Source organism: Sandarakinorhabdus sp. (genome assembly GCF_041689835.1).
Taxonomy (GTDB): domain Bacteria; phylum Pseudomonadota; class Alphaproteobacteria; order Sphingomonadales; family Sphingomonadaceae; genus Sandarakinorhabdus.
In genome coordinates this window covers 1-12,380 of sequence record NZ_JBDNFM010000015.1, presented here as the reverse complement: position 1 = coordinate 12,380, position 12,380 = coordinate 1, and the positions used below count along the sequence as shown (strand labels likewise).

The 12,380-nt window shown below is 64.4% G+C and carries 12 protein-coding genes; 4 read left to right on the top strand and 8 right to left on the bottom strand.

From position 1 onward, the window contains the following. Window positions 1-37 precede the first annotated feature (37 nt). Window positions 38-583 carry a sterol desaturase family protein gene (locus ACESL8_RS00735; protein WP_372914882.1) on the top strand — a complete coding sequence of 182 codons (546 nt, stop codon included), beginning with the start codon at window positions 38-40 and terminating at the stop codon, window positions 581-583. A 24-nt stretch (window positions 584-607) separates the two neighbouring features. On the opposite strand, the gene ACESL8_RS00730 is transcribed toward ACESL8_RS00735, so the two are convergent. From ACESL8_RS00730 to crtY, 3 genes are read right to left on the bottom strand one after another with little or no spacing between them, the layout of a single operon-like run. Next, complete coding sequence (locus tag ACESL8_RS00730; protein ID WP_372914880.1) at window positions 608-1,540, bottom strand: phytoene/squalene synthase family protein; 933 nt, start codon at window positions 1,538-1,540, stop codon at window positions 608-610. Window positions 1,541-1,599: 59 nt separating this feature from the next. After that, window positions 1,600-3,093 (bottom strand): phytoene desaturase, encoded by a 1,494-nt coding sequence (locus ACESL8_RS00725; protein WP_372914878.1) that lies wholly within the window; start codon window positions 3,091-3,093, stop codon window positions 1,600-1,602. Further along, window positions 3,090-4,256: a lycopene beta-cyclase CrtY gene (crtY, locus tag ACESL8_RS00720; protein WP_372914876.1), complete on the bottom strand. Its 1,167-nt coding sequence runs from the start codon at window positions 4,254-4,256 to the stop codon at window positions 3,090-3,092. The genes ACESL8_RS00725 and crtY overlap by 4 nt, the downstream gene beginning before the upstream one ends. 113 nt (window positions 4,257-4,369) lie before the next feature. On the opposite strand from crtY, the gene ACESL8_RS00715 reads away from it, so the two are divergent. Both ACESL8_RS00715 and ACESL8_RS00710 read left to right on the top strand, forming a co-directional pair. Next, window positions 4,370-5,755 (top strand): cytochrome P450, encoded by a 1,386-nt coding sequence (locus tag ACESL8_RS00715; RefSeq protein ID WP_372914874.1) that lies wholly within the window; start codon window positions 4,370-4,372, stop codon window positions 5,753-5,755. Then, entirely contained in the window at window positions 5,755-6,777 is a 1,023-nt protein-coding gene (locus tag ACESL8_RS00710; protein WP_372914871.1) for an alpha/beta fold hydrolase, read from the top strand. Before ACESL8_RS00715 ends, ACESL8_RS00710 begins: the two co-directional genes overlap by 1 nt. On the opposite strand, the gene ACESL8_RS00705 is transcribed toward ACESL8_RS00710, so the two are convergent. After that, entirely contained in the window at window positions 6,765-7,541 is a 777-nt protein-coding gene (locus ACESL8_RS00705; protein WP_372914869.1) for a hypothetical protein, read from the bottom strand. The genes ACESL8_RS00710 and ACESL8_RS00705 overlap by 13 nt on opposite strands. Before the next feature lie 170 nt (window positions 7,542-7,711). Between ACESL8_RS00705 and ACESL8_RS00700 the strand changes: the two genes are divergently transcribed. Beyond that, window positions 7,712-8,758 (top strand): sigma-54 interaction domain-containing protein, encoded by a 1,047-nt coding sequence (locus ACESL8_RS00700; protein ID WP_372914867.1) that lies wholly within the window; start codon window positions 7,712-7,714, stop codon window positions 8,756-8,758. Between the two features lie 4 nt (window positions 8,759-8,762). Here the strand turns inward: ACESL8_RS00700 and fliD are convergent, their stop codons facing one another. From fliD to ACESL8_RS00680, 4 genes are read right to left on the bottom strand one after another with little or no spacing between them, the layout of a single operon-like run. Next, window positions 8,763-10,184 (bottom strand): flagellar filament capping protein FliD, encoded by a 1,422-nt coding sequence (gene fliD / locus ACESL8_RS00695; RefSeq protein ID WP_372914865.1) that lies wholly within the window; start codon window positions 10,182-10,184, stop codon window positions 8,763-8,765. A gap of 17 nt (window positions 10,185-10,201) precedes the next feature. Next, complete coding sequence (locus tag ACESL8_RS00690) at window positions 10,202-11,305, bottom strand: flagellar biosynthesis protein FlhB (RefSeq protein WP_372914863.1); 1,104 nt, start codon at window positions 11,303-11,305, stop codon at window positions 10,202-10,204. Beyond that, the gene (locus tag ACESL8_RS00685) at window positions 11,305-12,027 is read right to left on the bottom strand and encodes a flagellar biosynthetic protein FliR (protein ID WP_372914861.1); all 723 of its coding nucleotides are present in this window, start codon (window positions 12,025-12,027) and stop codon (window positions 11,305-11,307) included. The genes ACESL8_RS00690 and ACESL8_RS00685 overlap by 1 nt, the downstream gene beginning before the upstream one ends. Continuing rightward, on the bottom strand, window positions 12,024-12,317 hold the full coding sequence (locus tag ACESL8_RS00680; RefSeq protein WP_372914859.1) for a flagellar biosynthetic protein FliQ: 294 nt from the start codon (window positions 12,315-12,317) through the stop codon (window positions 12,024-12,026). Before ACESL8_RS00680 ends, ACESL8_RS00685 begins: the two co-directional genes overlap by 4 nt. Window positions 12,318-12,380 lie beyond the last annotated feature (63 nt).

Genomic DNA, 12,380 nt, shown 5'->3' with positions numbered 1-12,380 from the left:
CCTGCGTCATCGTAAACGGCTGGGCAAACGGGAGTTGATGATGCAGTTTTGGCCGGGTATCGCCTATTTTCTGGGGGCATTGGCATTCATGGAAGGCGTGGCCTATGTCGGGCATCGCTGGGTGATGCATGGGTTCATGTGGAACCTGCACAAATCCCACCACGAACCGCGCCAGGGCCGGTTTGAAAAAAATGATTGGTTTGCCGTGATGGGCGCGATTCCGGCCATCGTGTTGATCGTTTGGGGATCATTGAACGGTTTCAACGCGGCGTGGTGGATCGGTATGGGCATCACCGCTTACGGCGCCATTTATGCAGGCTTTCACGATATCATCGTGCACCGCCGCCTGGCGCACAGCTGGAACCCGCAGGGCAAGTATCTCAAGCGCATCGTGCAAGCGCACCGCCTGCATCATGTGGTGGAAACCCGCGATGGCACCGTCAGCTTCGGCTTCCTCTGGGCGCCGCCGATCCGCGAATTGAAAGCCAAGCTGGAAGCCGATGGCCGCGGCCGCATCCGGGCATCGGCCAAGATGAAGACCGAAATGGGCATGGTTGAAAATGCCGAGCACTGGGCGCGCTGAACGCAGCACCCGGGCCGGTTCCGCCTAATCGGGCATCGTCCACAGGCCGTCACGCGGCGGACCCGGCATCGGCCAGCGCCGGCCTCGCGCCAGCATATCGCCAAAGGCCAGCGCCACGGCGCGGGCCTTTTCGGCTTTTGTCGTGGAGACGCGCTGTTCCAGCCCGGCTTCGCCAGCCGCGCGCACCTTGCGGCCGATGCCGCCATAAATGCGCGCCGCCGCCAGCACCGCCCACGCGGCGCGATTGCCCAGCGCCGATGTTCCGAACCGCGCCGATTCCTCATATTCCTCGGCCTTGAATGCCAGCCGCGCCACCAGCCGCGACAATTGCCGGCGGTTGCGATCATAGGCAAAATCATGTGGCTCCAGCCGCACGCTGGCCAGCCAATCATCGGGGATATAGCGGCGACCGTTCATCGCATCTTCCACCACGTCGCGCGCGATGTTGTTCAGTTGGAAACTCATGCCCAGATCGCAGGCGCGTTCCAGAACGGCGCGATTGTCGGGCTTCACCCCCATCACGATCGCCATCATCACGCCCACACAACCCGCGACATGGTAGCAATACACCAGCGTATCATCGAAGGTGAGGAACGGCCGCGCTTCCATGTCGATACGGAAACCGTGGATCAGATCGCGCGGATACTGCGCCGGCATGCCAGTTTCCTGCACGACACGGGCCAGCGCTTCATACGGCGTGCCCGGTGTGGGATTGCCGGCCAGCGCGCGTTCGGTTTCCCAATGCACTTCGGCCAGGCGTTCGGCGGGCGGGCGCGTATCGTTGTTGCGGCCTTCGCCCAGCACCTGGCCGTCGATCACATCATCGGTGTGGCGGCACCAGGCATACAGCAGCATGGCGCGGTCACGCGTGGGCGCATCGAACAGGCGGCTGGCCAGCGCGAAACTTTTGGAGCCGCGCGCAATCGCGTCGCGGGCATTGGCAAGAACATCAGACACGAACGGCTTCTGCCCGCCTGCGCGGCGCGGCGCAAGCGGGCTGAACGGTGGGCACCCGGCTACGCTGCCTTGCGGCCCAGCAGATCCTCAACCATCAACTTGCCCGTCGCCTTGGCGCTGCCCACCACGCCGGGGATGCCGGCGCCCGGGTGCGTGCCAGCACCAACGAAATACAGGTTGCACAGCACATCATCACGGTTGTGGGTGCGGAAATAGGCGCTCTGCCACAGCACCGGCTCAAGCGAGAAGGCGCTGCCGTGGTGGGCAAACAATTCGGTTTCGAAATCCTTGGGCGTCCAGGTGCGCAGCGTCACCAGATCGCGTTTCAGGTTCGGCAAAACGCGGCGTTCCAGCGCATCCAGAATCGAATCGGCATAGCGCGGTGCTTCCTTCTCCCAATCGATATCCAGCTTGCCCAGATGCGGCACCGGCGACAGCACATAATAAGCGCCGTGGCCTTCGGGTGCGAGCGATGGATCGGTCATCGTCGGGTGATGCAGATACAGCGAGAAATCCTCGGGCAGTTCGCCGCCCTTGTAGATTTCGCTGAGCAGTTCCTTGTAGCGATGGCCAAACAAAATGGTGTGGTGCGCCACATCGGTGCGCACACCCTTGAGGCCGAAATACAGCACGAAAAGCGACGGCGAGAAGCTGCGGCGCTTCATCTTGGCCGCCATTTCGGCGCCGCGCGGATGGCCGCCGAGCAGATCCTGGTAGGTGTTGACCACATCGCCATTGGAACAGACCGCGTCGAAACGCCCGGACCAGCCGTCGGCGCAGCGCACACCCGTCACCCGGCCGCTGTCGGCCATGATGGCTTCGACCTTGCTGCCCATGCGCACGGTGCCGCCGATATCTTCGAACAGCTTCACCAGCCCGCGCACCAGTGAACCGGTGCCGCCGCGCGGGAACCAGACGCCCCATTTCTTTTCCAGCGCGTGGATCAGCGCATACACGCTGGAGGTGCGAAACGGATTGCCGCCAACCAGCAGCGTGTGGAAACTGAACGCCTGGCGCAGCCGTTCATCCTGAATGTGGCGCGACACCATCGAATACACCGAACGGAACGCTTCGTAGCGCATCAGCTGCGGCGCCGCCTTGAGCATCGATTTGAAATCGAGAAACGCTTCGTGGCCAAGCTTTTCATAGCCTTCGCGGAACACGTTATCGGAAAACTTCAGGAATTCCTTGTATCCGGCGACGTCTTTGACATTGAGCTCTCCGATCTGGCGCAGCAGCTCTTTTTCGTCGTTGGAATAATCGAACACCGTGCCGTCTTCCCACAGCAGCCGATAAAACGGCGTCACCGGCATCAGTTCAACATAATCGGCCAGCTTGCGGCCCGACAGTTCAAACAATTCTTCAAGGCAGGTGGGATCGGTGATCACCGTCGGGCCAGCATCGAAGATGAAACCATCGTCTTCGAACACATACGCCCGGCCGCCTGGCTTGTCCCGGGCTTCGATCAGGGTGGTCTGGATGCCGGCGCTTTGCAGGCGCACGGCCAGTGCCAAGCCGCCAAAACCCGAACCAATCACTGCTGCAGTCGTCATTTTATCCCCAATTCATATTTCACCAGCGTGCTCAGCGCCCGCAACGGCGGGATGGGCGGCCGGCCGGAAAACACCTTTGGCCAATCATTCCAGCGGTTTTCGGCGGCATAAAGCCGCCCGACCAATTCATCCGGATGTTCGTAAAAACGCTCCATGATGGTGCGCCGCTCTTCATCGTGAGCGGCGAGGAACAACATTCGGTTGAGAATGCGATACATGCCCCTGCTGTTCCACACACGTATCGCATGGTCGCGGCAGGCGTGGTGGATGGTCGCGGCGTCAAAGGCCGGCAACGCTGCCACCATATCGGCCATGCGCACGGCATCGGGAAACGAATAGCCGGTCACCGGATTGAACAGGCCGGCCGCCAGCCCGACGCGCGCCACGCCGGGCACGCCTTCATCCAGAAAGGCCGCGATATCGCCGCCGATGGCCAGCGGCAGGATGCCGGCTTCCTCGCGAATGACGCTGGTGATCTGCCAGCCCTGCGACACGGCATAATCGGCGATATGCCGGCGCAGCAATTCCGGCGCCAGATCGCGGCCATCGGAAAAATACGTGTCTTCGATCAGCACATGGCGCGGGCCAAAAGGCAGCGTGTAGATAAAACGATAGCCATCCTGCTGCGGCACGGTGGCATCCATGATGATCGGGCCGGTCAGCCCGTGCGGCTCAGCCAGCTCAACCTCCTGGCCCAGGAATTTCTGCCAGCGCAAATCCAGCGCCTTTGTCTTGCTTTGACCGCGCCCATCGATCACCGCGCTGCAACTGATCACACGCTGATCCGCCAACGTCACGCTGGTGGGCGACAAAGCCACGACCGACACACCCGTAAAGATATGCGCCGGCGGCAACGCCTTGGCCAGTTCCTGCGCCAGCCGCTGCGAATTGCTGCTGCCATAGCCCACGTTCAACGTGCGGGAATGCTTGGGAAAACGCACCGAATAGCTGTCCCAGCGGTGCGCAAACAGCGGCTGGGTCCAACGGCGCTGTTCGTCGTTGATGTCCAGGCCAAAGCTGGACCAGGTGTGATCGCCGCCGATCGCCGGCCCGGCCTCGATGATCGCCACGCGCAATTCCGGCCGCAATTGCGCCAACCGCAAGGCAATCAGGCCGTTGGCCAATCCGCCGCCCGCGAGGACAAGATCAAAATCCGGTGTCACTGCCGTCCTGTTACCCGGGCGCTGCCTCCGGGGGAAGGGGCGCTTTGCCGCTATGATTGCGCACTGCGCTGTAAATGCGTATCGAAACTCCGCATCAAGGGAGAGGTGAAATCATGAATGCCCCCGTCGCCAAAAGCGAATTCATTCCCGCAAACTTGCCGGAACCCTCTTACGATGAACTCAAGCATATTCCTGGCATGTCGCCGGCGCGTTCCCCGATGCTGCGCACGCTGAAGTTCCTCGCCAATCCGCTGGGCCGCAGCCGCGAATTGTTCGCGCAATACGGCAACATCGTGCGCCGCCAGGATTTCGGCGGCTGGGGCGTTTCCCTCATCGGCCCCGAAGCCAACGAACTGGTATTGTTCAACAAGGACAAGATTTTTTCCAGCGAACTCGGCTGGAACCCGGTGCTCGAACTGCTGTTCCCGCGCGGCCTGATGCTGATGGATTTCGAAGAGCACCGCATCCACCGCAAAACGCTTTCGGTCGCCTTCAAGACCGAGCCGATGCAGCATTATTTCACCCAGCTGGATGAAGGCATCACCCGCGGCCTGGCACAGTGGCCGAAAGGCAAATCACTGAAATTCTACCCGTCGATCAAGGCGCTCACGCTCGATCTGGCCGCCACCAGTTTCCTTGGCGTGCCGTGGGGCGGCGAAGCGGAAAAAATCAACAAGGCTTTTCGCGACATGGTCGCCGCTTCGGTTGGCGTGATCCGCAAGCCGCTGCCGTTCACCGCCATGAAGCGCGGCGTCGATGGCCGCGCTTTCATGAGCCAGTATTTCGCCGGCGAAATCCCCAAGCGGCGCGGTGTGCAGGCCAACGACATCTTCAGCCAGGTTTGCAATGCCCGTGACGAAAACGATCAACTGCTGACCAATCAAGACATCATCGATCACATGAATTTTCTGATGATGGCCGCGCACGACACCACCACCTCGTCGATCACCTCGATCGTCTGGTGCCTCGCCAAACACCCGGAATGGCAGGACAAATTGCGTGCGGAAATCGCCGGCATCCGCGCCCGGCACGGCAAGCTGACCTATCAGACGCTGGGCGAGATGGAACTCACCGACATGGTGTTCAAGGAAGCGCTGCGGCTGATCCCGCCAGTTCCGTCGATGCCGCGCCGCGCTGTCAAAAGCTTTACCTTCCAAAATCATGTCGTGCCGGCCGGCGCGCACATCGGCATCAACCAGATGATCAGCCACCGCATGGAAGAATATTGGCCCAACCCGGAACATTTCGATCCCACCCGCTTCACGGCTGAAAACATCCGCGGCCGCCACAAATATGCCTGGGTGCCGTTCGGCGGCGGCGTCCACATGTGCCTGGGCCAGCATTTTGCTTACATGCAGGTGAAGATGTTTTTGTTCGCGCTGCTCGAAGGCCACCGCATCGTAGCGCAAAAGCCGCTGGGCGATGTCGAAAGCGATTTCCGCATGTTCCCCATCCCCAAGCCCAAGGATGGCCTGCCCATCCGCATCGAGGCGATCTGATGGCTGCGGACAAGAAGCGCAATTGGTGGCGCGGTTTGGGGTATGGGCTGGCAGTGTTCGCCGGCCTGATCGCCGTGCTGTGGGCGGTGTTCGCCACGCCCGATATCCCGGTTGACACGCTGCGCGCCAAATATGCCACTGCCGCCAGCCAGTTCGTCGAGCTGACGCCGGGCACCGTCATCCATGTCCGCGATGAAGGCCCGCGCGCCGGGTTTCCGGTGGTGCTCGTGCACGGCTCCAACGCCTCGCTTCACACCTGGGAACCGTGGACGCAGCGCCTCACCGCCAAGGGTTACCGCGTCATCAGCCTCGATCTGCCGGCGCACGGCCTCTCCGGCCCCATGCCGCAGGGCTTTTACACCAGCACGGCCTATGTCGGCATCGTCGAGGCACTGGTGGACAGATTGGGCCTGACGCGCTTTGCGCTGGGCGGCAATTCGATGGGCGGCGGCGTGGCGTGGCGTTATGCAGTGCGCCACCCGGATCGCCTGAGCGCGCTGATCCTGGTCGATGCCAGCGGCAAACCGATGGCCAAGGGCTCCGCCCCGCCATTGGGGTTCAGGTTGGCGCGCGTGCCGGTGGCGCGCGATATCCTCGCCACCATCACGCCGCGCAGCCTGATCGAACGCAGCTTCAAACAAAGCGTTTCCAATCAGGCCATCGCCACCCCGGCCATGGTGGACCGCTATTGGGAACTGTTGCGCTACCCCGGCAATCGCCGCGCCACCGTGCAGCGTTTCGGCCAATACAGCGGCGATGACGGCGCTGCGGGCAAGCTGAAAGGCCTTGCCGTGCCAACGCTGATTTTGTGGGGCCGCGAAGACAAGCTCATCCCCGTTTCCGTCGCGGCCTGGTTCAGCCAGAAAATCCCCGGCGCGCGCGTCACCATCCTCGATGGCATCGGCCATATTCCCATGGAGGAAGCACCCGATCGCAGCCTGGTGCCAGTGCTGGAACTGCTGGCGCGAACAACTGCGCCAACCCCCGCCCCTGCCCCCCCATTGGCCGATCAGCGCGGCTGAAATGCGCCGGAAAACCGCCTGAGCCAGGCGATCATCGCGTCATGCGCCTCATCTGAAAGGGTGATGAAGACGCGGCGCGCATCACCCGGATCGGTGCGGCGCACAAAGATGCCGGCTTGCGACAGGGTGCGCACCCAGCGCAGCGCCGTGGTGGTGGGCACCGCGGCGGCCACGCACAGGCTGGACACAGCGACATCGGCGCGTTCCATGCGCGCAGCCGTGAGATCGAGCAGCATGTCCCACGCCGGATCACCGAACAGATCGGCCGGAAAATGCCGGTCGCGGTCGCGGCGCAGCTTCACCAGCCGGCGCACCATCGCAGCAGAAACCTGCGCCTCGCCGGCACTGTCCGCTTCGCGCGCCAGCTGGGCCAGCGCGTCGGCGATGCGCTGGGCTTCGGCTGACAGCGCCGAGATATGCTGGGCCGTGGCGGATTGTTCGGCCACGCGCCAACCCTTTTGCGCGCCCAGCACAGCATGCGCCACGGCCCCAATGGTCTCTGCATCGTCGCCGGCCAGCACATAGCCGTCGGCCCGGTCCAGCCAGCGGTCCAGGTGACGCTCCGGCCCGGGCGCCGCCGGCGCATCGCCCACCGCCACCAGCAGCGGCAAGGCCAGCCGGTCGATGACAGTATCGGAAAGGGACGAATCGGCCGGCAACAAAGCCATATCGGCGTTTGCCGCATCTGCCGAATCGATGATTTTCCAGCCGGGGCCGGCCTTGGGCCAGGTGCCGCCAAGGGCAAGTATCCGCAATTCGCGCATTACACATCCGATACGGTTAATTTGCCGCCTGCTGACAGCATGCCGGGCTTCATAGTGGAAGCATTCGAAGGGAAAAGTCTGTGGATAATTCCTATCCTGTAATCAATGGCAAGTTTTGATCATTGAATTTGTCATGAAGTTGTTTAATTTGTGTTAAGGATTGCTTGAAAATGCGCAGTCACGCCCGGCGTTGTTCTGAAGTTGCGGTGCGTACCGATTTGCAGTTGGCAGCACTGATCGGCGGCAGCCCGGCCATTGCCGCCATTCGCAGCGAAATCGACAAGATCGCCGACGCCGACGCATCGGTACTGATCACCGGGCCATCGGGCAGCGGCAAGGATGTGGTGGCCCGGTTGCTGCACCAGAAAAGCCGCCGCGCCGTGCGCCCGTTCGTGGCGCTTAACTGCGCCGCAGTGCCGGCCGAACTGCTCGAATCCGAATTGTTCGGCCACGAACTGGGCGCCTTCACCGGCGCCGTGAAGGCCCGCGCCGGCCGCTTTGAAGCCGCGCACGGCGGCACCCTGTTTCTCGACGAAGTGGGCGACATGCCGGCCGCCATGCAGGCCAAGCTGCTGCGAACGCTGGAAACGCGGGTGATCGAACGGGTTGGCGGCATGCTGCCGATCACGGTCGATGTGCGGGTGGTGGCGGCGACCAGCGTCGATCTGAATGCCGCCATTGCCGCCGGGCGTTTCCGCGCCGATCTGCTGTACCGGCTCGATGTGATCCACATCGCCATGCCGCCCCTGGGCGAGCGGCCGGACGATGTGGCTTGCCTCGTGCAGCATTTCCTGTCGGCTGCGGCCCATCCGGCGCGCTTCACCGCAGCGGCGCTGGAGGCGCTGGCCCAGCAGCCGTGGCCGGGCAATGTTCGCGAGCTCAGGAATTTCGTCGAACGCGCCTGTGTCCACCACAGCGGCGAGATCATCGGCCGCGAAGCGCTGGCCCAATTGCTGCGCGGCGCTGCCTCGCCCGCGCTGCCGCAGCCAACGCGCCCCAATACAATCGAGCCGCCGCGAGGCGCCGAAGCCGCATCGCTGCTCAGCCAGAACGGCGTTGATCTCAAACAACTGCTCGCCGATCTGGAACAGGCCTATATCCGCGAAGCCCTGGCCTTGTCGGGCGGCACCATCGCGCGGTCGGCCCGCCTGCTCGGCCTCCAGCGCACCACCCTGATCGAAAAAATGCGCCGGATGCACATCGCCGTGGCGGAATAGCGCCTCAACCGTTACGCTGCGTCCAGAACGCGATCTGCTGATCCAGTTGCACCTGCGTGGCCCGCGACGCTGCCACCGAACGATCCATCGCCGCAAATTGCCGGGTGAGCAGGGTGCGCTGCACATCGGCGGCGCGGCTCACCTTTTCCAGATCGCGGTTGGCGGCCTCGCGCTGGCGGGTCAGGCCGTCGCTGGCCGTCACCGTCAGCTGGGCGATGCTTTGCAGCCGGCCGGGCCGGGTCGGGCTCGCCGCGCCCGACAGTTCGCGCAGCAGTGCTTCGGCATCGCCCAGCCGCGCCGGCGGCAGATTGGCCAGCCGCGCCGCATCCACCGCGATGGTGCCGTCGCGCTGGATGTTCACGCCCAGATCGGCCAGCCGCAGCCCGCCCGCTTGCGCCACCGGCTGCGTCACCAGCCGGGTGATGCGCTGATCGAGCCCGCGGGCGGTGGGATCATTGGCCAAGGGGCCGGGCTGCTCGCCGTCCAGCGACGGGCGGCGAAAATCGCCGATCAACTGGCGCATCGCCTGCAATGTGCCAACGAAATCCGCCAGCGCGCCCGATATCGATTGGCCATCGCGCGCGGCGGTGATGGCCACGCCCGCCGTGGTGGTGCGCTTGAGCGACAGGCGGGTGCCGGCGATCACGTCTTCGATGCGGTTGGACGGACGGGTGATCGCCACCCCGTCCACCACCAGCTCGGCATCCTGCGCCGCCTCCCCCTGCACCATCGTTTCGGCGCCGGGCGTGTGGTTGAACCGCTCCAATCCCAGTGAACCAGGGAGCGGAATACCGCTGGCGGCGGCGCTGATGATGAAGGCGTTTTCCGCCCCCTCCTGGCCGCGCAATATCAATGTGGCGCTGCCGGATGAAGCGATGATGCTGGCGGTCACCCCCGTACCCGCATCGTTGATCGCCTTGGCCAGCCCGACCAGCGTGTTGTTTTCCGCCGTAATGGTCACGTTCACCGATGGCCGCACCCCGGCGGCAAAGGTGAAACTGCCGTTGCCATCAGGCGTGCGGCGGCCAAACACAAAGCTTAACGTGCCCAGCCCCACCGCATCGCTGCCGCTGACAAAGACCGGGCTGTTAAGTCGCTGCCCGCCCGCCAGCCGGTTCACCACCACGCCCGACGCGACCGCCCCGGCGGGGCCAAGGCCAACACGTTCCACGGCGATGGCGGCATCGCTGCTGGCCAGTTGCAAACCAAGCCCACCGCTGCGCACCCGCGAATCCAATGACGAGGCAATGCCGGTGAGCGCCGAGCGCAGCTGCCCCAGCGCCGAAATGCGGGCATTCAACGTTTCCACCCGGCGGTTCAGCGGCGCCGACCGTGTCTCGCGCTCGAATTTGACGAGGCCATCGACAATGGCCCGGCTGTCCAGCCCGGAACCGGCACCGAACGAGGTGAGTGGATTGGTGGCCATGGCAGCTCCTCAATTCGTCATAACGGCAGTGGCGCGCCGGGTTTGCGCGGGCCGCCATTCTCGTCGAAATCCAGAACCGGCGGCACGAACACATCAGGCACCGCCTCGCCCTCGGGATCGTCAAACCGCATCACGAACGCCAATATGGTCGCCACCGCCTGAAACAATTCGGGCCGCACCATCTGGCCGCGCTTGGCCGACCAGAACAGCGCACGCGCCACCCTGGGCGTGCGGATGATCGGCAGCTTCAGTTCCCGCGCCGCCGCAATCAACGCGTGCGCCATATCGAGCCGGCCCTTCTCCACCACCACCGGCGCTTCGTCTTCCCCGGCCCGGTACCGCAGCGCCACGGCAAAGTGCGTGGGGTTGACCACCACCACTGATGCCGTCGCCAGCCCTTTTTTCATGCAGCCCTGCGCGGCCGCCATCTGAGCCCGGCGCACGGCGGCCTTCATTTCCGGCGCGCCTTCATTCTCGCGGGATTCGCGCTTCACTTCCTCGCGGCTCATCATCAACTGCTGTTCGCGCCGCCACCACGCAAAGCCGGCATCCACCGCCGCCACCACCGCCAGCAGCAACGTCGCCGCCAACGCCAGCCGCACCAGCGCCGCGCCGATCATCGGCAGCCCGCCTTCCTCCAGCCCCACCAGCGCCGGCATCAACGGCTGCAGCACCATCACCGACAACGCCGCCATACCGCCGATCTTCAGCAGCGCCGAAGCCGCCCCGGCCAGCCCCTGCCAGCCAAACAGCCGCTTCAGGCCACTTATCGGCGACAATCGCGACAGCTTGGGCGCAGCCAGCGCCGTGCTCACATGCCGGGTGGTGGCCAGTTGCAAGCCGAACGCCGCCACCGCCACCATGGCAAACAGCGCCAGCGGCCAGGCTACGGGCAACCGCCGCATCAGGCTGCGCGGATCGGCAGCCGCTGCCCGCGCCAGGCTGTCCCCCAGAAAGCCCGCCAGATCCTGCCACAACGCCGGGCCAGCCAGGCTGAGAAACAAGGTCGCCACCGCCAGGCTGCCGGCCGGGGCCAGTTCGCGCGGCGCAAACACATTGCCGTCTTCCAGCGCCTTCTCGCGCCGGCGCGGAGTCGGCTTTTCGGTTTTCTCTCCCGCCATCAGGCCAGCAGCCCGACACCCGAAGCCAGCGCCTCCCCCAGCCGGCCAAACAAATGCGCGAACAACAGCGGCAACAACGTCACGAACGCCAGCAGCAGCGCCGCCGGCCCCACCGCCATGGCCGACAATTGCGGCGCCGCGCGTGTCGCGATCGCCACCACCGCATTGGCCAGCAGCAGCACCGCCAATATCGGCAGTGCCACCTTCAGCCCCCACAGGAACATCAGCCCGCCAAACGCCGCGATATCGCCCAGATCAAGGCCCCCTGCCGGCACCAGCGCCGCCCCGCTGGCCAGCAGCGCAAACACATCAAGATGCACATCGCCCGCCAGCAGCGCCGCCCACGCCAGCGTGGTGAACAACGCCGACAGCGCACCAACATTGCCGCCAGCCCCTGCCAACGTGGCAAAACCCAGCCCGACCATCTGCGCCAGCATTTCGCCCGCCAGCCCGGCAGCGCCAAAGGCCAGCGCCAGCGCCAGCCCCGCCACCAGCCCGGCCAGCATTTCAGCCGGAATATCCGCCCCCGTCAGCACCGGTGCGCCGGGCCGGAAGGCGGCAAACACCGCCAGCGCCGCCACGATCGCCAGCCGCCCGCGCCACGGCAGATCGGCGCCGGCAATATTCGGCAGCAGCACCACCATCGCCAACGGCCGCACCGCCGCCAGCGTAAATCGCACCAGCAATTCAAGCCCATCAAAGCCTGGTATGGCGATGTTCACCTTATCGCCCCCACCATGTCGGTGAGGCCGCGTTCCAGATAATCGGCCAGCCCCAGCATCAGGCCCTCGCCGGCAATCGCTGTCACCAGCATCAGCGCCGCCAATTTGGGCAGGAAGGAAATGCTGCTTTCCTGCACCGAAAAAATCGTCTGGATCAGACCAACAACCACCGCGACCACCAGCAGCGGCACCAGAAACGTGGCGGCACTGGCGGCTGTGCACGGCGGTGACAAAGCAGGCCATTGGATCGTCGGCGCGGGGTCGATGAGGGCGGTGTAAAACCCGGCCATCGGTTAGGCTGGCTCCTTTTGGGAGCGGCCGGGGATGTTTGGCGTGGACAATTATGCTGCGGT